The organism is Sinorhizobium fredii NGR234 (assembly GCF_000018545.1).
GTDB lineage: Bacteria > Pseudomonadota > Alphaproteobacteria > Rhizobiales > Rhizobiaceae > Sinorhizobium > Sinorhizobium fredii_A.
Genome location: NC_012587.1, coordinates 1,165,375 through 1,185,235, shown reverse-complemented (window position 1 = coordinate 1,185,235; position 19,861 = coordinate 1,165,375). Strand labels below are relative to the sequence as shown.

Below are 19,861 nucleotides of genomic sequence, written 5' to 3'. Positions count from 1 at the left end.
CGATGCACAAGTCCCTGTTGATCGCGCTTTGCCTGGTCCTAACCGCCGCCGCTCCGCGGGCGCAGGAAAGCGACATCGTACCCTCGAACGTCACGTTCGTGACGAGTACGGGCCACTGGGAGGACGGGGCCGGTGGCGCACCGTCGGACGATCCGGCCGGCAGCGCGCAAGGGGCCAGAGCCGCACAGCGCGGCTATTACAAGCTGATCGCCGTGCGGCAGACGGACGGCACCGCACGCATCCATCTCCAGCAGATCGCCGTGACGCCGGCCGGCCCGAAGGTGGTCTCTTCCGCCGAGCTCGAGGAATTCTCGGCGATGAAGCCCTTCGTCACCGACATTCGTCCCGAAACTTCGACAGGCATCACGCGGCAGCCGGGAATGCATGCAACCGTTTATCTGAAGACGGACCCTTCCGCCACCGAACCGGAATCCTGGACCGTGCTGATCGACGAAGTCGGCGACATCAAGATCGAGCGCGCGAGCAACTGAACCTCAAAAGAAAACGGCCGGGGAGCCCGGCCGTGATCGCACCCATTTCTCAGGGAAAGTCAGCCCAGATCCTCGACGACCGCATCCGCCCCGCCGCTGACGCGGTGGGCAAGCGCCGCCTCCATGAACTCGTTGAGCTCGCCGTCGAGCACATCGCCCGGGCTCGTGCTTTCGACGCCGGTCCGCAGGTCCTTCACCAGCTGATAGGGCTGCAGGACATAGGAGCGGATCTGATGCCCCCAGCCGATGTCGGTCTTCGACGCCGCTTCGGCATTGGCGGCGTCCTCGCGCTTCTTGAGCTCCGCTTCATAGAGCCGGGCGCGCAGCATGTCCCAGGCCTTGGCGCGGTTCTTATGCTGCGAACGCTCCTGCTGGCACTGCACGACGATGCCGCTCGGCATGTGCGTGATCCGCACCGCCGAGTCGGTGGTGTTGACGTGCTGGCCGCCGGCGCCCGACGAGCGGTAGGTGTCGATACGGCAATCGCCTTCGTTGATGTCGATCTGGATCGAATCGTCGACGACCGGATAGACCCAGATGGACGAAAACGAGGTGTGACGGCGGGCGTTGCTGTCATAGGGCGAGATGCGGACGAGCCGATGGACGCCCGATTCCGTCTTCAGCCAGCCATAGGCGTTGTGGCCCTTGACGAGCAGCGTCGCCGACTTGATGCCGGCCTCTTCCCCGTCCTGGATTTCCATGAGCTCCACCTTGTAGCCCTGGCGCTCCGCCCAGCGGGAATACATGCGAAGCAGCATGTTGGCCCAGTCCTGGCTCTCGGTGCCGCCGGCGCCGGAGTGGACTTCGAGATAGGTGTCGTTCTGGTCCGCCTCGCCCGAAAGCATGGCCTCGACCTGCTTCTTCGAAGCCTCGTTGCGCAGCTGCCGGAGCGCTTCCTCGGCCTCGGTGACGATGGCCGAATCGCCTTCCTCTTCGCCGAGTTCGATCAGCTCGATGTTATCGCTGAGCTGCTGCTCGAAACGGCGCAGCCCGGTGATGCTGTCGTCGAGCTGCTGGCGCTCGCGCATCAGTTTCTGGGCTTCTCCGGCATCGTTCCAGAGCGTCGGATCTTCCGCCTTGTTGTTCAACCAGTCCAGTCGTCTTAGCGCCTGGTCCCAGTCAAAGATGCCTCCTCAGCAGGCTTATGGCCTGCTTGATTTCGTCGACAATGTTCTCGATTTCGCTGCGCATGGTCCTGCTTCTTGATGTGCATGGAGAAATGTGAGGGTCAAATAGCGATGCCCGCCGCCGATGTAAAGGCGACGGGCATCGTCTTGAACATAAGGCTCAGAAGAGGCCGTTGGAGCCGGAGGTCACGGCCTGGTTGGCCTGCGGGGAGTTCCTCAAGATTTCCTCCGGCGGGGCATATTCGTCGAGGTCGCCGATCACCGAGAAGGTTTCGGCCGGACCGGTCCCCGGCTTGAAGGCTTCGATGATCGTGTCCGGTTCGCCTTCGACCGCCGCCATGCCGGTCTTCCGGTTGACCGGGATGAGGCTCATGCCTTCCGGAACCACGAATTTGCCGGGCTGCGTGCCCTTGACGGCCTGCTGCATGAAGGCGTTGAAGATCGGCGCCGAGAGGCTGCCGCCGGTCGCACCACGGCCGAGCGGCGCCGGATCGTCGAAGCCCAGATAGAGACCGGCGACGAGATCGGGCGTATAGCCGACGAACCAGGCGTCCTTCTCGTCGTTGGTCGTGCCGGTCTTGCCGGCGACGGGGCGATCCAGCTGGATCTTGCCGGCGGCCGTACCCCGCGCGATCACGCCCTCCATCATCGAGGTGATCTGGAAGGAGGTCATCGGATCGAGGACCTGCTGGCGGTTGTCGGTCAGGACCGGCTCCTCCTGCTCGGCCCAATCGTCGGCGTTGCAATTGTCGCAGGTGCGGTCCTCGTGGCGGAAAATCGTCTTGCCGTAGCGGTCCTGGATGCGGTCGATCAGCGACGGTTTGATCTGCTTGCCGCCATTGGCGATAACCGCATAGGCCGACACCATGCGAAGCACGGTCGTCTCCCCGGAGCCGAGCGACATGGAAAGAAGCGGCGGCATCTTGTCGTAGATGCCGAAGCGCTCGGCATATTCGGCGACGAGATTCATGCCCATGTCGTTGGCAAGCCGCACCGTCATCAGATTGCGCGACTTCTCGATGCCGAGGCGCAGCGTCGAAGGTCCGGCGGAGCCGCCGCCGTAGTTTTCCGGGCGCCATACCTGACCGCCGGCGACAATCTCGATCGGCGCATCGAGAATGACCGAGGCGGGCGTATAGCCGTTGTCGAGGGCAGCCGCATAGACGAAGGGTTTGAACGACGAGCCGGGCTGGCGCATCGCCTGCGTGGCGCGGTTGAACTCCGACTGACCGTAGGAGAAGCCGCCGACCATCGCCAGCACGCGGCCCGTATGCGGGTCCATCGCCACAAGGCCCCCCTGGACCTTCGGCGGCTGGCGAAGCCGATACTGGCCCTGTTTCTCGAGCGGCTCGACATAGACGACATCGCCGGGGCCGACAGCCCCCTCGGGGGACGTCGCCGTCTTGCGCTGGCCGCCGGCGGAGCGATAGGCCCATTTCATGTTCTCTGCGGAAATGTATCCGGTGACGCGTTCCGCAACGATCTGGCCGGACGCTTCCTTCTCCGGCTGGATGCCGATCTCGGCGCCTTCGCCATCGACGGCGAGCACGACGGCGAGTTTCCACTCCGGAACGTCGTTCAGTGCCGGGACCTTGCTCAGGGGCTCGCCCCAGTCGCCGCCGATCTCGATCGTCTTGACCGGTCCGTGAAAGCCACGGCGCTCGTCATAGCTCAACAGCCCGTCCTGCAGCGCCTTGCGGGCGATGATCTGCAACTGCGGATCAAGCGACGTGCGCACCGAGAGACCGCCTTCGTAAAGGGCATTGTCGCCATATTTCTGGATGATCTGCCGACGGACCTCTTCGGCGAAGTAGTCCGAGGCGAAAAGATGGGCGCCACCGCGCCGCGGCGTGACGCCGAGAGGCTGTTTCTTCGCCTCCTCGCCATCCGGCTTGCTCACATAGCCGTTCTCAACCATGCGGTCGATCACCCAGTTGCGACGCTCGATCGCCGCTTCGGTCTTGCGGAACGGGTGATAGTTGGCCGGTCCTTTCGGCAGGGCAGCAAGATAGGCGGCCTCGGCAACCGTCAGTTCCGTGACGGACTTGTCGAAATAGGTGAGCGACGCGCCGGCGACGCCGTAGGAATTCAGGCCGAAGAAGATCTCGTTCAGATAGAGCTCGAGAATGCGATCCTTGGTGTAGGCCTGCTCGATGCGGAAGGAGAGTATCGCCTCCTTGATCTTGCGGTCGATCGTCTGATCGGCGGTCAGCAGGAAGTTCTTCGCCACCTGCTGGGTGATCGTCGAGGCACCGACCGGGCGCCGGCCCGAGCCGAAATTCTGGAGGTTGACGGCAATGGCGCGGGCGAGGCCGGTGACGTCGACGCCCGGATGCTTGTAGAAGTTCTTGTCCTCGGCGGAGATGAAGGCCGCCTTGACGCGATCCGGTATCGCCTGGATCGGCAGATAGAGGCGGCGTTCGCGCGCATATTCGGCAATCAGCGCACCGTTTCCGGCGTGAAAACGCGTCGTGACCGGCGGCGCATACTTGGCCAGCACCTCATAGTCCGGGAGATCCTTGGTGATCGCGCCCAGATAGATCGCGACAGCCGCGGCGGCGCCGAGCAGCAGAAACGCACCAATGCCGAAAAAATATCCTATCAGTCTGATCATCAGCCAGATACCGGTACCTTATTGTCCCATTGCCGGGTCGCCATTCGCAGGACCCCACTGTCGCAAGCAGAAAGCCCGCGCCGAACGTTTTCGTCGAAAATCGCCTGGCACGACGGCTACACGCTTCGCGGGTTCCCTCATATGGCGAGGAAACTCAAGCTTCAACATCGTTTCCCAACAAATCGGGACGCCCTTCCCCCCAAAGGCCCGGATTGTGAGTAAAATAGGGCTGGTTGTCGGTTATACCGTGCGCATCTCGCTGAAAAGCATATCTCTGTTACGCCGGCGACACAAATCACTTCCCGCAGGCGCAGGGTGGCTCCGATCATCCGCCGTTCGCCACCGCCGTCTGACGATAGCGCCGAACGGCAACGGCCAGCAGTTCCGAGACCTTCTTGCGCCACGCCGGATCGAGCAGCTGCTTCTCGTCGTCCTTGTTCGACATGAAGCCGAGTTCGAGCAAGACCGAAGGGACGTCCGGCGCCTGCAGGACGCGGAAGCCGGCATGGCGGTGGGGATTGTTGATCAGCCCGATCTGTCCTTCGAAGGAGGAGACGACGCTGCGCGCCAGGTTGACCGAAAAGGCCTGGGTTTCGCGGCGGGTGAGATCGATGAGGATGTCGGCGACCTCAGCCGGTTCGCTTTCCAGCGGTATGCCGGCGATCTCATCCGAGAGGTTTTCACGCGCCGCCAGATCGGCCGCGAGGTGGTCGGACGCCTTGTCGGAGATCGTGTAGACCGTGGCACCGCGGATGTCCTTCTGCCTCAGCGTATCGGCATGGACCGAAATGAACAGGTTGGCGCCTTTCTGCCGGGCGATCTGGACGCGCTGCGGCAAGGACAGGAACTCGTCGCCGTCCCGCGTCAGGAAGGCTTCGATGCCGGCCTCACGGTTGAGCGTCGCCACCAGCTCGCGCGCAAAGGCGAGCGTGACGTGCTTCTCCTCCGTCTTGGTGACGCTGCCGATCGCGCCGGTGTCAATTCCGCCGTGGCCCGCGTCAATGGCAATGACGAATGCGCCCGGAGCCCTTGCCGGCGCAAGCGCCGGACGGTCGGTCTTGGCGGCGCGCACCGTTCCCGTCCACTGCTGATCACCGAGAAGCTTGTCGAAGCGGGCCCCGTCGATTTTCTCCGCATCGACGATAAGGCGGAAGCCCTTGCCGTCTTCCTCCGGCTTCACTTCCGCATGGGTCACTTCCGTCGGCCCCTTGGCGGACAGCACCAGCCGCGAGGCCCCCGCGCCCATCCCGCCATAGCGAATTGCGTCGAAGAGCCCGCGTGGCTCCAGGCTCTCCGGCTTCAGGCCAAAGGACGTCTCCGGCAGGTCGATGATGACGCGAACCGGATTGGCTACGTAATGAATGGAAAATTCGGGGCTGCGGTCGAATTCGATCACGAGCCGCGTGCGCGCATCGTCGCCGGCGACTCGCGCCCCATAGGCCAACAAAGGCGGCCCCCCGTCGGCGGCGCGCGCGGCGGGCAAAGGGGCAGCCATCGCCGCCACCAGGACGGCAATCGCATGGAAGGCACGACGCGCCAGGCGCTTCGCCTGCGGCCAGTGCAGCTCTGTTGCGCAAGGCTTCACCCGGGCTCCCCCATCGTCATTCGAGTTCCGGCGCAAGGCCCAGAGAGCCGCAACCATCGCTTACCCACCAATGAACCTTCATGGTTAACCAAACCTTGACGCAGCGTCACCGGAAGGGACCAATGCGACAGGTTCGAAACCGATGCAACGCTCTCCGAACACCAGATTTCACCCGGGCAAGCGAATCGATCAATATTGTGGCGGCAAAGGCTTTTCCCTTGCCAATGTGACATAGAAAACATAAAAGCGTCACAAGGAGAAAGTGTTGACGGGATAGAATCGTCGGCCGGGCAGCCGGAGCTTTGTAGAGGCTTGGCGCCAGCGAAGTGATCGAGCCGGAACAGCCGGTTGCAACCGTATCATGCTTCCGCGGCCGCAGGTGTTCATCCGCCGTCGCTGCATTTTCTCCCGTACACTGGATCGCAATTTCCGGCGGTGGCCGGAGTTCTTGATGGTGATTTTCACCGAATGCCCGCAAGTGGGCGTATTCATCGGGCCTCCCCTCGAGGCCCAGGACATTGGCATTCTTGTTTGGTCTTTGATGTGACTCAGCAGTATCGGTCAGGAGTAAGGAGGCCCCGGGACGAAATCGTTCCGGCTGCCGTCTGGCTGCTGCACCCTCACCTGCGCCAAACAGGACCTTTCACATCCGGCGCAGTTTCCGACGTGTTCGACAGCCTTCCACGCGAAGTGTCTCTGTCTGCCGTTCCTCTGCGCCGAGGAGCAGAGCTTAGATGGCAGAGAAAATGCTTATCGATGCGTCCCACTCAGAGGGGACGCGTGTCGTTGTCGTTCGCGGGAACCGCATAGAAGAATTCGATTTCGAATCGGAACATAAGAAGCAAATCCGCGGCAATATCTATCTGGCGAAGGTGACCAGAGTGGAGCCGTCGCTCCAGGCCGCCTTCGTGGACTATGGCGGCAATCGCCACGGCTTCCTGGCCTTCGCCGAAATTCACCCCGACTACTACCAGATCCCCCTCGCCGATCGTCAGGCGCTCTTGAAGGCGGAAGCCGAAGAGGCCCGCCGCGAGGAAGAGATCGAGCCGGTCGAAACGGCAAGCGAACAGGTCGTCGAGCCGCCGAAAGACGAGGCTCCGGCAGAGGCCGAGGCCCCTGGGGTAGCCGAAACGACGGAAGCGGCGACGGAAGTCCAGGCGGAAGCAGAGGCGGAAAAGCCCAAGGCCAAGCCGAAGCGCACCCGTCGGGCGAAAGCCAAGACCAGCGAACAAAAAGAAGAAGTCCAGGCCGACGCCAGCGACGAAGGCAGCAGCGGCGAAATGGCCGCAATGGTCGATGTCGACTCGATTTCCGAAGACGTGGATGCACGCCGCCGCCGCGACGATGATGACGACGATGACGACGGTCATGACGGCGAGAAGGAAATCATCGAGTCCGTCGGTGCCGAAGACGCGATGGAAGAAGTTCCGGACCGGCAGGTCCGCAAGCCGCGCAAGCAGTATCGCATTCAGGAGGTGATCAAGCGCCGGCAGATCATTCTCGTTCAGGTCGCCAAGGAAGAACGTGGTAACAAGGGCGCCGCCCTTACCACCTATCTCTCGCTGGCAGGCCGCTATTCGGTGCTGATGCCGAACACGGCACGCGGCGGCGGCATCTCCCGCAAGATCACCAACCTGCAGGACCGCAAGCGCCTGAAGGAAATCGCCCGCGGCCTCGACGTGCCGCAGGGCATGGGCGTGATCCTGCGCACGGCCGGCGCGAATCGCACCAAGGTCGAGGTCAAACGCGACTTCGAATACCTGATGCGCCTTTGGGAGAACGTCCGCACGCTCACCTTGAACTCGACTGCCCCATGCCTCGTCTATGAGGAGGGCAGCCTGATCAAGCGTTCGATCCGCGATCTCTACAACAAGGATATCAGCGAGATCATCGTTTCCGGTGAAGAGGGATACAAGGAAGCCAAGAGCTTCATGAAGATGCTGATGCCGAGCCACGCGAAGGTCGTGCAGCCCTATCGCGACGTGCATCCGATCTTCTCGCGTTCCGGCATCGAAGCCCAGCTCGATCGCATGCTGCAGCCGCAGGTGACGCTCAAATCGGGCGGCTACATCATCATCAACCAGACCGAAGCGCTTGTTTCGATCGACGTGAACTCCGGGCGTTCCACCCGCGAGCACTCGATCGAGGATACCGCCCTTCAGACGAACCTGGAGGCGGCCGAGGAAGTGGCGCGGCAGTTGCGTCTCCGCGATCTCGCCGGGCTTGTCGTCATCGACTTCATCGACATGGAGGAAAAGCGCAACAACCGCGCCGTCGAGAAGAAGCTCAAGGACTGCCTGAAGAACGACCGGGCGCGTATCCAGGTCGGCCGCATCTCGCATTTCGGCCTGCTTGAAATGTCGCGCCAGCGCATTCGCGCCTCGGTGCTCGAAAGCACGATGCAGACCTGCCCGCATTGCAACGGCACGGGTCATGTCCGCTCGCAGTCTTCGGTCGCGCTGCATGTCCTGCGCGGTATCGAGGAGCATCTGCTCAAGAATACCACACACGACATCGTGGTCCGTACGATCCCGGAGATCGCGCTTTACCTGCTCAATCAGAAGCGCGGCACGATCACCGATTACGAGCGCCGCTTCGGCGTCTCCATCATTATCGATGCCGATGCCCATGTGGGCGCTCAGCACTTCGCGATCGACCGGGGCGAACCGGTCGAGAATCCGGTGAAGATCGAACAGCTCCTGCATTTCGCGCCTGAACCGGAAGACGAAGACGAAGACGTCGTCATCGAGGAAGATCTCGACGAGGAAGAAGCGGAGGAAATCACCGCCGAACGCCGGGAGCAGCCTAAGGCCCAGCCGTCCGACGATCAGGGCGGGCGCAAGCGCAAGCGTCGTCGGCGCCGGCGCGGCAAGGGCGCAGGCCAGACCCCGGAATCCGTCGCGGCCGAAGCCGAAGACATGGCCGATGGCGCCGTTGACGAAGCCGACGAGAGCGAGGACGAGGGCGAGGCTCAGGACGCCGCAACGGCAGACGGCGACCAGAAGCGCAAGCGCCGCCGTCGCGGCAAGCGGGGCGGCCGCCGCAACCGCGAAGCCGAGGGTGAAGCCGGTCTCGCGACGGAGGCCGGTGAAGAGTCGGCTGATGCCGAGGCAGGGGCGGAAACCGAAGAGCCGGATTTTGCTGCAGCCGCGGCCGTCGAGCATGCCGTGGAGGTCGCTCCGGCGGAAGCCGAAGTCCCGGTCGTGGAAGCAGCAAAACCGGCAAAGCCGAAGCGCAGCCGCAAGAAAGCCGTCGCGGTCGAGGCAGCAGCGGAAAATGCCGACACGGCCGCCGAACAGGCTGTCGAAGCGCAGCCGGACGAAACCGTTCCTGCTGCAGTGGAGGACGCCGTCGCGGACCTGGAGGCTGCCAAGCCGGCGCGCTCGAACCGCGATCTGACGACGATTGCCTCCGAGCCCGTCGTCACGTCGAATGTCGCCAAGGGCGACGGCAACGAAGAAGAATCGGCGAAGCCGAAAAAAGGCGGCTGGTGGCAGCGCCGCGGTTTCTTCTGAGAAAGCACAGGCTTACCAAACGAAAGGCCCGGAGGTTTCCGGGCCTTTTTTGTTTGTGATCGTCGACTGCGCAGCCTGGAAGTCTCGCTACTTCAACCAGTTCGCAATGCGGTCCATCGCTTCGGCCATATCGGCAGCCGAACCCGCATACGAAAAACGCATGGTGCGATGCCCCTCGAGCGGATCGAAATCGAAGCCGGGTGTCGCGGCGACGTTGATCTCGGCCAGCATGCGGCGGGCGAAGGCCATGCTGTCGTTGGTGAAGCGGCTGGCATCCACATAGGCATAGAAGGCGCCGTCCATCGGCGAGGCTATGGACAGGCCCAACTCGGGCAAGCGCCTCATCAGAAGATCGCGGTTGGCGGCATAGGCCCGCTTGTAACCGTCCAGTTCCTCCTGCGCGCCAAGCGCCGCCTCCGCGGCAATCTGCGAAAGCTCCGGCGGCGAGATGTAGAGGCTTTGGGCGATGCGCTCGAAGACACGGATCTGATCTTCCGGCAGCACCATCCAGCCAATGCGCCAGCCGGTCATGCAATAGTACTTCGAGAACGAGTTGATGACGATCGCGTCGTCGGCGATCTCCAGCGCCGAGGTCTCTTCGCCAGCGAAGGTCAGACCGTGATAGATCTCGTCGGAGATGAAGGCGATCGACTGGGCACGGCAATAGTCGGCAAGCGCCTTCAGACGAGCCCTTCCCGTGACGGTGCCGGTCGGGTTTGCCGGACTGGCGAGAAGCACGCCCTTCAGGGGCTTGCCGGCTTGCGCCGCCGCCCGCTCCAGGCTTTCGGGCGTGAGCGTGAAGCCGGTTTCGGCATTTGCTTCAATCTCGACCACGCTCAAGCCGAGGGCGGCCATGATGTTCCGATAGGCGGGGTAGCCGGGCCGGGCGATGGCAACGCAATCGCCCGGATCGAAGAGAGCCAGGAAGGCAAGATTGAAGCCGGCCGAGGAGCCAGTGGTGACGGCGATCCGCTGCGGATCAAGCGCGATGCCGTGGCGGCTCTGATAGTGGGCGGCGATCGCCCGCTTCAGGGAAAGGGTGCCAAGGGCGTCGGTATAGCCAAGGCGGCCATGCTCCAGCGCCCGCCGCGCCGCCTCGCGCGCCGCCTTCGGGGCGGGATGGGCCGGCTGGCCGACCGCCATCGAGATGACCGGATGGCCGGCATCGCGACGCCGCGTCGCCTCTGCCAGGACATCCATGGCGTGGAACGGTTCGACGGCGCTGCGTTTCGACATCTGTGCCAATGGCTGATCCTCACAAGTTGGCTGGCGTCCCGCCCCTTTGCCCGATCGCTTTACCCATCACAAGTATGGGAGCGCCGCAATTCGGCCGATTTTGCCGTTTCGTTTCGCGCCCGCGCACCCTATGCTCGCACCTACGGCGGGTCGCTGCTGCATGTCTTTGTCCTGCGAAGATGCGTTGACGCGGCGGTGCGAAATGGGCGACAGACAGGTACGAGAAGACAACGAGGGAATGATGACGCTCAAGAAGAAGATGATTGCCGCCGGAACGCTGATTGCGGTCGCAGCCGGCATCGCCCTGCCCCAGCCAGCGGCGGCGCTCGACCCGAAACAGAAGGAAGAGATCGGCGCCTTCATCAAGGAATATCTCATCGCCAATCCGGAGATCATGCTGGAAGTGCAGGAAGCACTGTCCGCCAAGCAGCGCGCCAAGCAGCAGGAAGCCTCGCAAGCGGCGATCGCCAAGAACGAGAAGGCGATCTTCAATTCCGCCTACGACGTGATCCTCGGCAATCCCAAGGGCGACGTCACGGTCGTCGAGTTCTTCGACTATAATTGCGGCTACTGCAAGCGGGCGCTCTCGGACATGGACGATATCCTCGCCAAGGACAAAAACGTCCGCTTCGTCCTGAAGGAGTTCCCGATTCTCGGCCCCGATTCGCTCGCCGCCCACAAGGTCAGCGCCGCGTTCCGCTCGGTCGCACCGGAGAAGTACGGAGACTTCCACCGCGCCCTGCTCGGCGCCGAAGAGCGGGCCACCGAAGCGACGGCGATCGCCGTTGCCGCCAAGCTCGGGGTTACGGAAGAGCAATTGCGCGAGAAAATGGAAGACGACCCGAATGACGCTTCGGTGCGCGAAGCCTACATGCTCGCCAACGATCTCGGCATCACCGGCACCCCTTCCTATGTGATCGGCAACGAGGCGGTCTACGGCGCCGTCGGCGCCGCCGAAATCACCGGCAAGGTCGCCAATCTGCGTGAATGCGGCAAGACGGCCTGCTGACCGAGCCTCGGAGCCTGCACGCCACCGCCGCTCTTGCCCTTCAATGAGCCATGACTTGTGGACAAATCCCCCGCACAGCCGGGGGGCTTTCCCTCGCGGAACCATCGGTCTATAGGTAACCCTCCCATCATCGGACCGGAACCCCTTATGTCCTCGACGATTTTTGTGCTGAATGGCCCGAACCTGAATGCCCTCGGCAAGCGCGAACCAGGCATTTACGGCGGCCAGACCTTGGCCGACATCGAGGCGATGTGCAAAGCGGAGGGGAATCTCCTGGGCTTCGACGTCGATTTTCGCCAATCGAATGTGGAAGGCGTGCTGGTCGACTGGCTGCACGAGGCAGGTGAAGTCGCCGCCGGCGTCGCCATCAATCCAGCCGCCTATGGCCACACGTCGATTGCCATGCATGATGCCATTCGCGCCATCGCCGTTCCCGTCGTCGAACTGCATCTTTCCAACATCCATGCGCGCGAGGAATTCCGCCACAAGTCGATGATTGCGCCGGCCGTCAAGGGCGTCATCTGCGGCTTTGGCGCGCAGAGTTACATTCTGGCGCTGCATGCGCTAAAGAACCTGACAAACACGTCGAAATAAGAAGTACACGAGGCTCATATCCCATGGCTGACAAGAAACCGGGTATCGATCAGGCGCTGATCCGCGATCTCGCCAATATCCTCAAGGATACCGACCTGACCGAGATCGAAGTGGAACAGGACGATCTGCGCATCCGCGTCTCGCGGAACGGCACGCCTGTCGCGATGCCGATGCCGGCGATGCCCTACCAGATACCGGCTGCGGTGGCCGCAGCACCGGCGCCGGCCGCTGTGCCCGCAGCCCAAGGCGGCCACAACGCGAAGAACGCGGTCACGGCGCCGATGGTCGGCACAGCCTATCTTTCCCCGGCCCCGGGAGCCCGCCCGTTCATTGAGGTCGGTGCGACGGTCAAGGAAGGCCAGACGATCCTGATCATCGAGGCGATGAAGACGATGAACCAGATCCCGGCCCCGCGCTCGGGCAAGGTGACGGAAATTCTCGTGCAGGACGCGGCCCCGGTCGAATATGGCGAACCTCTGATCGTGATCGAATAAGGCGCGGTGGCGATGATCTCGAAAATCCTCATTGCCAATCGCGGCGAAATCGCCCTGCGTGTGCTGCGCGCCTGCAAGGAGCTCGGCATCGCGACGGTCGCCGTCCACTCGACGGCAGACAGCGACGCCATGCATGTGCGGCTCGCGGACGAGAGCGTCTGCATCGGTCCGCCGCCGTCGCGCGAGAGCTATCTGAACATCCATCAGATCGTCGCGGCTTGCGAGATCACCGGCGCGGATGCGGTGCATCCGGGTTACGGATTTCTTTCGGAAAACGCCAAGTTCGCCGATATCCTCGAGGCGCACGGCATCACCTTCATCGGTCCGACCGCCGAGCACATCCGCCTGATGGGCGACAAGATCACCGCCAAGAAGACCGCGGAAGAGCTCGGCATCCCCGTCGTCCCCGGTTCCGACGGTGAAGTGAAGCCCGAGAACGCGCTGAAGGTCGCCCGCGAGATCGGCTTTCCCGTACTGATCAAGGCGACGGCCGGCGGCGGCGGGCGCGGCATGAAGGTCGCTAGAACCGAAGAAGACCTCGAACATGCCGTTGCAACGGCACGCGCCGAGGCGGCCGCCGCTTTCGGCAACGACGCGGTCTACATGGAGAAATTTCTCGGAAAGCCGCGCCATATCGAAATCCAGGTCATCGGCGACGGCGAAGGCAATGCCATCCATCTCGGCGAACGCGATTGCTCGCTGCAGCGCCGCCACCAGAAGGTCTGGGAAGAAGCGAACTCCCCGGCGCTCAACGTCGAGCAGCGCATGAAGATCGGCCAGGTCTGCGCCGACGCGATGAAGAAGATGAAATATCGCGGCGCCGGCACGATCGAATTCCTCTACGAGGACGGCGAGTTCTATTTCATCGAGATGAACACGCGCCTGCAGGTCGAGCATCCGATCACCGAAGCGATCACCGGCATCGACCTGGTGCACGAGCAGATCCGCGTGGCATCGGGCGGCGGCCTTTCGGTCAAGCAGGAAGACGTGGTCTTCTCCGGCCATGCCATCGAATGCCGCATCAATGCCGAGGATCCGCGTACCTTCGTCCCCTCCCCGGGTACGATCACGCATTTCCACGCGCCCGGCGGCCTCGGCGTGCGCGTCGACAGTGGCGCCTATCAGGGCTACCGCATCCCGCCCTATTACGACAGCCTGATCGGCAAGCTGATCGTTCATGGGCGGACGCGCGTCGAATGCATGATGCGACTGCGCCGCGTGCTCGACGAGTTTGTCATCGATGGCATCAAGACGACGTTGCCGCTTTTCCAGGACCTGATAAATAATCAGGATATCGCCAACGGCGATTACGATATCCACTGGCTGGAACATCATCTGGCCGCAACGTCCGCATAGGGTAAGAGATTGAAAGGATCGCGCAGCAAACAACCGGAAATCACCCCGGACATGTTGCTGCGCGCCTATTCCATCGGCCTGTTTCCCATGGCTGATTCGGCCAACGATCCAGAACTCTTCTGGGTCGAGCCGGAGATTCGCGGCGTCCTCCCGCTGGATCGATTTCACGTCTCCCACAGCCTCGCCAAGAGAATTCGCAAGCGTCCTTACGAGATCCGCTTCGACACGGCCTTCGAAGCGGTTATCGAGGGATGCGCGAAGCCGGCGCCCGGTCGGCCGACCACCTGGATCAACGACAAGATCCGATCTCTCTATGCAGCATTGCACCGGATGGGCTATGCCCACAGTGTCGAGGCCTGGGAGGGCGACCGGCTCGTGGGTGGCCTCTATGGCGTCTCGCTAGGGGCGGCCTTCTTCGGCGAGAGCATGTTCTCCTTGCGGACCGATGCCTCGAAAATCTGTCTCGTCCATCTCGTCGAGCGACTGCGCGCCCGGCACTTCCAACTGCTCGACACGCAATTCACCACGGAGCACCTGAAATCCTTCGGCGCCGTCGACGTGCCGAAAGCCGAGTACGACCTGCTGCTTGCAAGAGCGATTGCCTCGCCGAATCTTGAATTTTAGATCGGGAAATGTGTGCGTGCGTCTGCCATATGTCAGCCCCTCATCCGCCTGCCGGCACCTTCTCCCCGCGAGCGGGGAGAAGGGCGATGCAGCGCTGGCAGCAGTCCCCTCTCCCCGTCCTACGGGGAGAGGGTTAGGGTGAGGGGCAGTACACTATTCTTGCAAACTCATTGCTTCGCGGCCGTATCCGGCGGGGGAACGTCGGAGGTCGGCTTGCAGGACTGCAGCCAGACGTCATAGACGGGATGCTCGACGGCGTTGAGGCCGGGGCTGTCGGCAAACATCCAGCCGGTGAAGATGCGCCGGATCTTGCGGTCGAGCGTGATCTCGTCGACATCCACGAAGGTGGTGGTCTTCGGCGCCTCCGTCTCGTCGCGGCTATAGCAGACGTGCGGGGTGACCTGCAGAGCGCCGAACTGCACCGTCTCGCCGATATAGACGTCGAAGGTGGTAATGCGGCCGGTGATCTTGTCGATGCCGGAAAAGACCGCGACGGCATTGGAGAGGCGCGTCGCGCGTGCCGGCTCGCCGGCTGAGATCAAGGGCAAAGCCAGGAGAACCGCCAGACCGGTGTGCCGGGCTGTCCGGCCGATCAAATTCCGCAGACAGAAATCTGCCATTCCCGCCAATCCCTTGCGATGCTGTTTGTTCTGAATAGCCCCTCAGGCGCTAAACCCGAAATGTGGCTGCGCCGTGATCGATTCTCAGTTTGAGATATGAGCTGGCGAGTGAGCCCGCCTCGGTCAGCAATCAGGAGCGCGGCGTCCAGGCATCGTAGTCGCCGGTCACGCGCGGGCGCCGGCCTGCATTGGCCAGCGAGCCCTTCGGGCGGTAGGCGCTGGGCGTGCCCGTCGGATTCGGACGATGCGGCTGCTGCCATTCCCGTGCGGCATATTTTTCGTCGGCGGGCGATACGTCGGTGCGGTGATGCATCCACCCGTGCCAACCGGCCGGAATGGCAGACGCCTCGGCCGGGCCATTGTAGATAACCCAGCGCCGCGTCCGGCCTTCGGAATCCTTGCCGCCCTGGTAGTAGACGTTGCCGAACTCGTCTTCGCCGACGCGCTGGCCATTACGCCAGGTGTGAAAGCGCGTACCGATCGTCTGTCCGTTCCACCAGGTGAAAATCTGCAGCAGGAGCTTCATGGGCATCGTCCTTTACCGGCCGATGGGAGGCAGCCGGATAACAAAATCTCGCTCCCGCTTATGCCGCGCCACTTTTGCCTTGTCCAGTGTTTCCGCCTGAAGACGCGGTCATTTCACCTGCATCTTGAAGCCGAAGTGGCTGCGCTCGAAACCGAGGCGTTCATAGAAGCGGTGCGCGTCGACGCGCGACGCGTTCGAGGTGAGCCGCACTTTCGCCGCCCCCCTTTCCCGCGCTTCGGCAATGGCGTGACGGACCATGCGCTCGCCGATGCCGCGGCCGCGCATGTCCTCTCTTGTCTGCACCGCCTCGATTACCAGGCTGGAACTGCCGCGCCCCGGCAGCGAAGTCGATATCGCCGTCTGGAACGTGCCGACAACCTCGCCGCTGTGGCAGGCGACATAGAGCGTCTGGTGGACCGAGGCGCCAATCTTCTCGAAAGCCGCAAGATAGTCGCCGAATGCCTCCGGCCCAGTCGTATCGCCGTGCCCGCCGGCTTCATCATTGGCGAAAAGGGCGATGATCGCAGGTAGATCGCGGCGCTCGGCTTCGCGGATTTCAAGATCAATCGTCATTATCGTTTCCATTCCATTATGCGTGCTCAGCCACATCAACCATAAGGGACGACGGTATTGTGACAAAGGTCAAGTAAGATGCGTTCCCGCCATTCGGGGAGACCCGCGGTATTCTGTGCCTTGCAGATGGAGTGAAGGTGCCATTTCCGCTACAGTGCAGGGCCTTGAGAGGTCGGTGAGGCCTTCAAGAAATCCGCTGTTCGCGTGGAACAACCTTCAAAGGAAACATGCCATGGGAAACCAAAGGCGTCCGCTGCAGCCGGGAGAGGCCGCGCCCTCCTTCGCGCTTCCCGCAGCCAACCGAGAAGGGATGGTCTCTCTCGGCAACTTGCATGGCCGCCCGTTCCTGATCGGCTTTTTTCGCGGGCTGCATTGCCCATTCTGCCGGCGCCAGGTGGAACAGCTTGCCGGCGTGCAAACTGCGCTCCGCGCCGACGGAATAGAGACCCTCGCCGTGATCAACACGCCGGTGGAGCGCGCCCGCCTGTACTACCGCCACCGCCCGACGCCGGTCACCCTTCTGTGCGACCCGGATTGCAGCACACACCGAGCCTTCGGCGTACCGTATGGCGAGTTCCTGCCCCAGGGCAGCAACGACCAGCCCGAATGGCCCTATCGTTCAGCGATGGCGCAATTCGACGCGGCTCGCATCAACCCTACCGGCGAGTTCCCGCAACCCTTGCATCCTATGGAAGCCAACGTCGTACTCAACGCCAGGGACGGTTTCGAGCTTGACGAAGCCGACAAAGCGATCCTGGCAAACCACGGCACACAGCTCGTCGGCCACTTCCTGGTCGATGCGGCCGGTGTGATCGGCTGGGCGAAAATCGAGGCGCGCGACGGACCGGACAGCCTGTGCGTTTTCCCGACCGCGACGGAGATCCTCGCCGCCGTCGGCGGGCTTCGCCGGTGATCCGCAGGCATTCTCCTAACCCGCCGCGAAACGCCTAAGCGTGGATAGAACGTGGCAGCCTATCGGACGAGGTGCTTTTCCAGGATGAGTGCCGGGATGCCCGATTGCTCGTCGCCGCAATTCGGCGTCGTTCCGACCTCTGAGAACCCGTGCGCGCGGTAGAAGGCCAGCGCATGGAGATTCTCCGGCTCGACCTCGAGGCGCATGCGATCGGCATCCGGGAAGCAGGTTTCGAGTTCGGCGAACATGTCGCGGCCGATGCCCTGCCGCTGGAACTTGGGCAGGACGTAGAGCTGATGAAGGATGACGGTCTTCGGACGCGTGTCCGACATGGCTGCAAACCCCATGCCGGCGATTTCGCGGCCGTTGTCCGCGACGACGAACTCCGCGTTCTTCTTTTGCAGCCGAGCCCTCAGGGCATCGACCGAGTGCCACCTGGCCGTCAGCTTGTCGACCTTGTCGACGCCATAGAAGCTGTCATAGGTCGCGTGCCAGGTCTCGACGAGCAGAGCGCGCACCTTTTCGAGGTCGCGCTCGCTTGCCGTACGGACGAAGAACATCGTCACTCTTCGATGCCGAGCTTGGACTTGACGAGAGCCTGCACCGCCTGCGGATTGGCCTTGCCGCCGGTCGCCTTCATCACCTGGCCGACGAACCAGCCGGCAAGCGACGGCTTCGCCTTGGCCTTTTCCACCTGGTCCGGGTTGGCGGCGATGATTTCATCGACGGCCTTCTCGATCGCGCCGGTGTCGGTGACCTGCTTCATGCCACGGCTCTCGACGATCTCGGCCGGGTCGCCACCTTCGTTCCAGAGGATTTCGAAGAGATCCTTGGCGAGCTTGCCGGAGATGGTACCGGCCTTGATGAGGTCGATGACGCCGCCCAGTTGGGCCGGCGAAACCGGAGTCTCTTCAATGGTTTTGCCGGCTTTGTTCAAGGCGCCCAGCAGGTCGTTGATCACCCAGTTCGCGGCAATCTTGCCGTCGCGTCCTTCGGCAACCGCCTCGAAATAGTCGGCGATCGCCTTTTCCGAGACGAGAACGGAGGCATCGTAGACCGAGAGCCCCAGGTCACGGACGAAGCGGTCCTTCTTGTCGTCCGGCAGTTCCGGAAGATCGGTCTTGAGCGCCTCGACGAAGGCGTCGTCGAACTCGAGCGGCAACAAGTCCGGATCGGGGAAATAGCGGTAGTCGTGCGCGTCTTCCTTGGAGCGCATCGAGCGCGTCTCGCCCTTGTTCGGGTCGAAGAGCCGGGTTTCCTGATCGATCGTGCCGCCATCCTCGAGGATGCCGATCTGGCGACGCGCCTCGTATTCGATCGCCTGGCCGACGAAGCGGATCGAGTTGACGTTCTTGATTTCGCAGCGCGTTCCGAAAGCCGCACCCGGGCGGCGCACCGAGACGTTGACGTCGGCCCGCATCGACCCCTCGTCCATGTTGCCGTCGCAGGTGCCGAGATAGCGCAGGATCGAACGCAGCTTGGTGAGATAGGCCTTGGCCTCGTCCGACGAGCGCAGGTCCGGCTTGGAGACGATCTCCATCAGCGCGACGCCGGAGCGGTTGAGGTCGACATAGGACATGGAGGGATGCTGATCATGCATCGACTTGCCGGCATCCTGTTCCAGATGCAGGCGCTCGATGCCGATCTCGACATCCTCGAACTGTCCCTGGCGGTCCGGGCCGATCGAAATAATGATCTTGCCTTCGCCGACGATCGGATCCTTGTACTGTGAGATCTGGTAGCCCTGCGGCAGATCCGGATAAAAGTAGTTCTTGCGGTCGAAGATCGAGCGACGGTTGATCTTGGCCTTGAGGCCGAGGCCGGTGCGCACCGCCTGCTTGACACATTCCTCGTTGATGACCGGCAGCATGCCGGGCATGGCCGCATCGACCAGCGAGACGTTGGCATTCGGCGCGTTGCCGAACTCGGTCGACGCCCCGGAGAACAGCTTCGAATTGCTCAGCACCTGGGCATGGACCTCCAAGCCGATGATGACCTCCCAGTCGCCGGTGGCGCCGGGAATGAAGCGTTTCGGATCGGGAGTGCGGACGTCGACGATGCTCATCTCATGCTCTTCTTTGAAGCCTGAATTTTGAGGTTTCTCGGTAGAGCAATTGGTTCTGCGGTGCAAGGCTTGTGAGGCGCGGCCACAGACCGCCCTCGGTCGCGGTCGCGCTTAACGAAACTTTGGACACCTTGTGACTATCGTTACCCATGTCGCCATTGATGATCCTCACCGTCCTCACAAGTATCAACCTCGCGACCTACTGCTTGTTCTGGCTGGACAAGCGAGCGGCGCAACGCAATGCTTGGCGTGTGTCGGAGCGAATGTTGCTGACGTTTGCCGCCATCGGCGGCAGCCTCGGGGCGCTTCTCGCATGCCCAAATTCATCAGCACAAGACAAGGAAAGAGCCGTTCCGGACTTTGCTTCTCGCCATCGTCACGTTCCATCTCGGCCTCATTATCGCCACTGCCGCTACGAGTCCGGAATTGTCCGCGCTTCTTGACGCCTGGGCGGCCGTTCCTTAGAAAATGCCTGTCCGAACGGAGTCTTTATGTTCCTTCAGTCTGAGTCCCGGTAAG

General features: G+C 62.6%; 18 protein-coding genes. 9 read left to right on the top strand and 9 right to left on the bottom strand.

From position 1 onward, the window contains the following. The first annotated feature begins 2 nt into the window (after window positions 1-2). Window positions 3-491, top strand: coding sequence for a hypothetical protein (locus NGR_RS16870; RefSeq protein WP_012707686.1), 489 nt, complete (start codon window positions 3-5; stop codon window positions 489-491). A gap of 59 nt (window positions 492-550) precedes the next feature. Here the strand turns inward: NGR_RS16870 and prfB are convergent. The 3 genes from prfB to NGR_RS16855 all read right to left on the bottom strand — a co-directional run bounded on the left by prfB (window position 551) and on the right by NGR_RS16855 (window position 5,727). Next, window positions 551-1,682 (bottom strand): peptide chain release factor 2 gene (gene prfB / locus NGR_RS16865; RefSeq protein WP_164924269.1). Its coding sequence is split into 2 segments (ribosomal slippage): window positions 551-1,612 and window positions 1,614-1,682, totalling 1,131 coding nucleotides; the frame shifts between segments, so codons are not numbered across the junction. 96 nt (window positions 1,683-1,778) lie between these two features. Beyond that, window positions 1,779-4,232, bottom strand: a complete 2,454-nt coding sequence (locus NGR_RS16860) for a penicillin-binding protein 1A (RefSeq protein WP_012707684.1) — start codon at window positions 4,230-4,232, stop codon at window positions 1,779-1,781. Between the two features lie 325 nt (window positions 4,233-4,557). After that, window positions 4,558-5,727: an N-acetylmuramoyl-L-alanine amidase gene (locus tag NGR_RS16855; RefSeq protein ID WP_240545208.1), complete on the bottom strand. Its 1,170-nt coding sequence runs from the start codon at window positions 5,725-5,727 to the stop codon at window positions 4,558-4,560. A gap of 824 nt (window positions 5,728-6,551) precedes the next feature. Here NGR_RS16855 and NGR_RS16850 point away from each other — a divergent pair. Then, window positions 6,552-9,332, top strand: coding sequence for an Rne/Rng family ribonuclease (locus NGR_RS16850; protein ID WP_164924267.1), 2,781 nt, complete (start codon window positions 6,552-6,554; stop codon window positions 9,330-9,332). A gap of 87 nt (window positions 9,333-9,419) precedes the next feature. Here the strand turns inward: NGR_RS16850 and NGR_RS16845 are convergent, their stop codons facing one another. Beyond that, window positions 9,420-10,577: a pyridoxal phosphate-dependent aminotransferase gene (locus tag NGR_RS16845; protein WP_012707680.1), complete on the bottom strand. Its 1,158-nt coding sequence runs from the start codon at window positions 10,575-10,577 to the stop codon at window positions 9,420-9,422. Between the two features lie 232 nt (window positions 10,578-10,809). On the opposite strand from NGR_RS16845, the gene NGR_RS16840 reads away from it, so the two are divergent. From NGR_RS16840 to aat, 5 genes are all read left to right on the top strand, one after another. Next, on the top strand, window positions 10,810-11,577 hold the full coding sequence (locus NGR_RS16840) for a DsbA family protein (RefSeq protein WP_012707679.1): 768 nt from the start codon (window positions 10,810-10,812) through the stop codon (window positions 11,575-11,577). 147 nt (window positions 11,578-11,724) lie between these two features. Beyond that, window positions 11,725-12,171, top strand: a complete 447-nt coding sequence (gene aroQ, locus NGR_RS16835) for a type II 3-dehydroquinate dehydratase (RefSeq protein WP_012707678.1) — start codon at window positions 11,725-11,727, stop codon at window positions 12,169-12,171. A 23-nt stretch (window positions 12,172-12,194) separates the two neighbouring features. Continuing rightward, window positions 12,195-12,665 (top strand): acetyl-CoA carboxylase biotin carboxyl carrier protein, encoded by a 471-nt coding sequence (gene accB, locus NGR_RS16830; protein WP_012707677.1) that lies wholly within the window; start codon window positions 12,195-12,197, stop codon window positions 12,663-12,665. Between the two features lie 12 nt (window positions 12,666-12,677). After that, window positions 12,678-14,021 carry an acetyl-CoA carboxylase biotin carboxylase subunit gene (accC, locus tag NGR_RS16825; RefSeq protein WP_012707676.1) on the top strand — a complete coding sequence of 448 codons (1,344 nt, stop codon included), beginning with the start codon at window positions 12,678-12,680 and terminating at the stop codon, window positions 14,019-14,021. Window positions 14,022-14,030: 9 nt separating this feature from the next. Next, window positions 14,031-14,645: a leucyl/phenylalanyl-tRNA--protein transferase gene (aat, locus tag NGR_RS16820; protein WP_012707675.1), complete on the top strand. Its 615-nt coding sequence runs from the start codon at window positions 14,031-14,033 to the stop codon at window positions 14,643-14,645. 167 nt (window positions 14,646-14,812) lie between these two features. Here aat and NGR_RS16815 read toward each other — a convergent pair whose 3' ends face one another. From NGR_RS16815 to NGR_RS16805, 3 genes are all read right to left on the bottom strand, one after another. Continuing rightward, a complete protein-coding gene (locus NGR_RS16815) occupies window positions 14,813-15,265 on the bottom strand; it encodes a DUF2155 domain-containing protein (RefSeq protein WP_012707674.1) in 453 nt (150 codons plus the stop codon). Between the two features lie 130 nt (window positions 15,266-15,395). Beyond that, complete coding sequence (locus NGR_RS16810) at window positions 15,396-15,791, bottom strand: NADH:ubiquinone oxidoreductase subunit NDUFA12 (protein ID WP_012707673.1); 396 nt, start codon at window positions 15,789-15,791, stop codon at window positions 15,396-15,398. A gap of 108 nt (window positions 15,792-15,899) precedes the next feature. Next, complete coding sequence (locus NGR_RS16805) at window positions 15,900-16,364, bottom strand: GNAT family N-acetyltransferase (protein WP_012707672.1); 465 nt, start codon at window positions 16,362-16,364, stop codon at window positions 15,900-15,902. A 232-nt stretch (window positions 16,365-16,596) separates the two neighbouring features. Between NGR_RS16805 and NGR_RS16800 the strand changes: the two genes are divergently transcribed. Beyond that, window positions 16,597-17,277 (top strand): redoxin domain-containing protein, encoded by a 681-nt coding sequence (locus NGR_RS16800; RefSeq protein ID WP_012707671.1) that lies wholly within the window; start codon window positions 16,597-16,599, stop codon window positions 17,275-17,277. A gap of 59 nt (window positions 17,278-17,336) precedes the next feature. Here the strand turns inward: NGR_RS16800 and NGR_RS16795 are convergent, their stop codons facing one another. Then, window positions 17,337-17,837 (bottom strand): GNAT family N-acetyltransferase, encoded by a 501-nt coding sequence (locus NGR_RS16795; protein ID WP_012707670.1) that lies wholly within the window; start codon window positions 17,835-17,837, stop codon window positions 17,337-17,339. 2 nt (window positions 17,838-17,839) lie between these two features. After that, on the bottom strand, window positions 17,840-19,342 hold the full coding sequence (gatB, locus tag NGR_RS16790; protein ID WP_012707669.1) for an Asp-tRNA(Asn)/Glu-tRNA(Gln) amidotransferase subunit GatB: 1,503 nt from the start codon (window positions 19,340-19,342) through the stop codon (window positions 17,840-17,842). Between the two features lie 149 nt (window positions 19,343-19,491). Between gatB and NGR_RS16785 the strand changes: the two genes are divergently transcribed. Further along, window positions 19,492-19,785, top strand: coding sequence for a DUF1294 domain-containing protein (locus NGR_RS16785; protein WP_348774935.1), 294 nt, complete (start codon window positions 19,492-19,494; stop codon window positions 19,783-19,785). Window positions 19,786-19,861 lie beyond the last annotated feature (76 nt).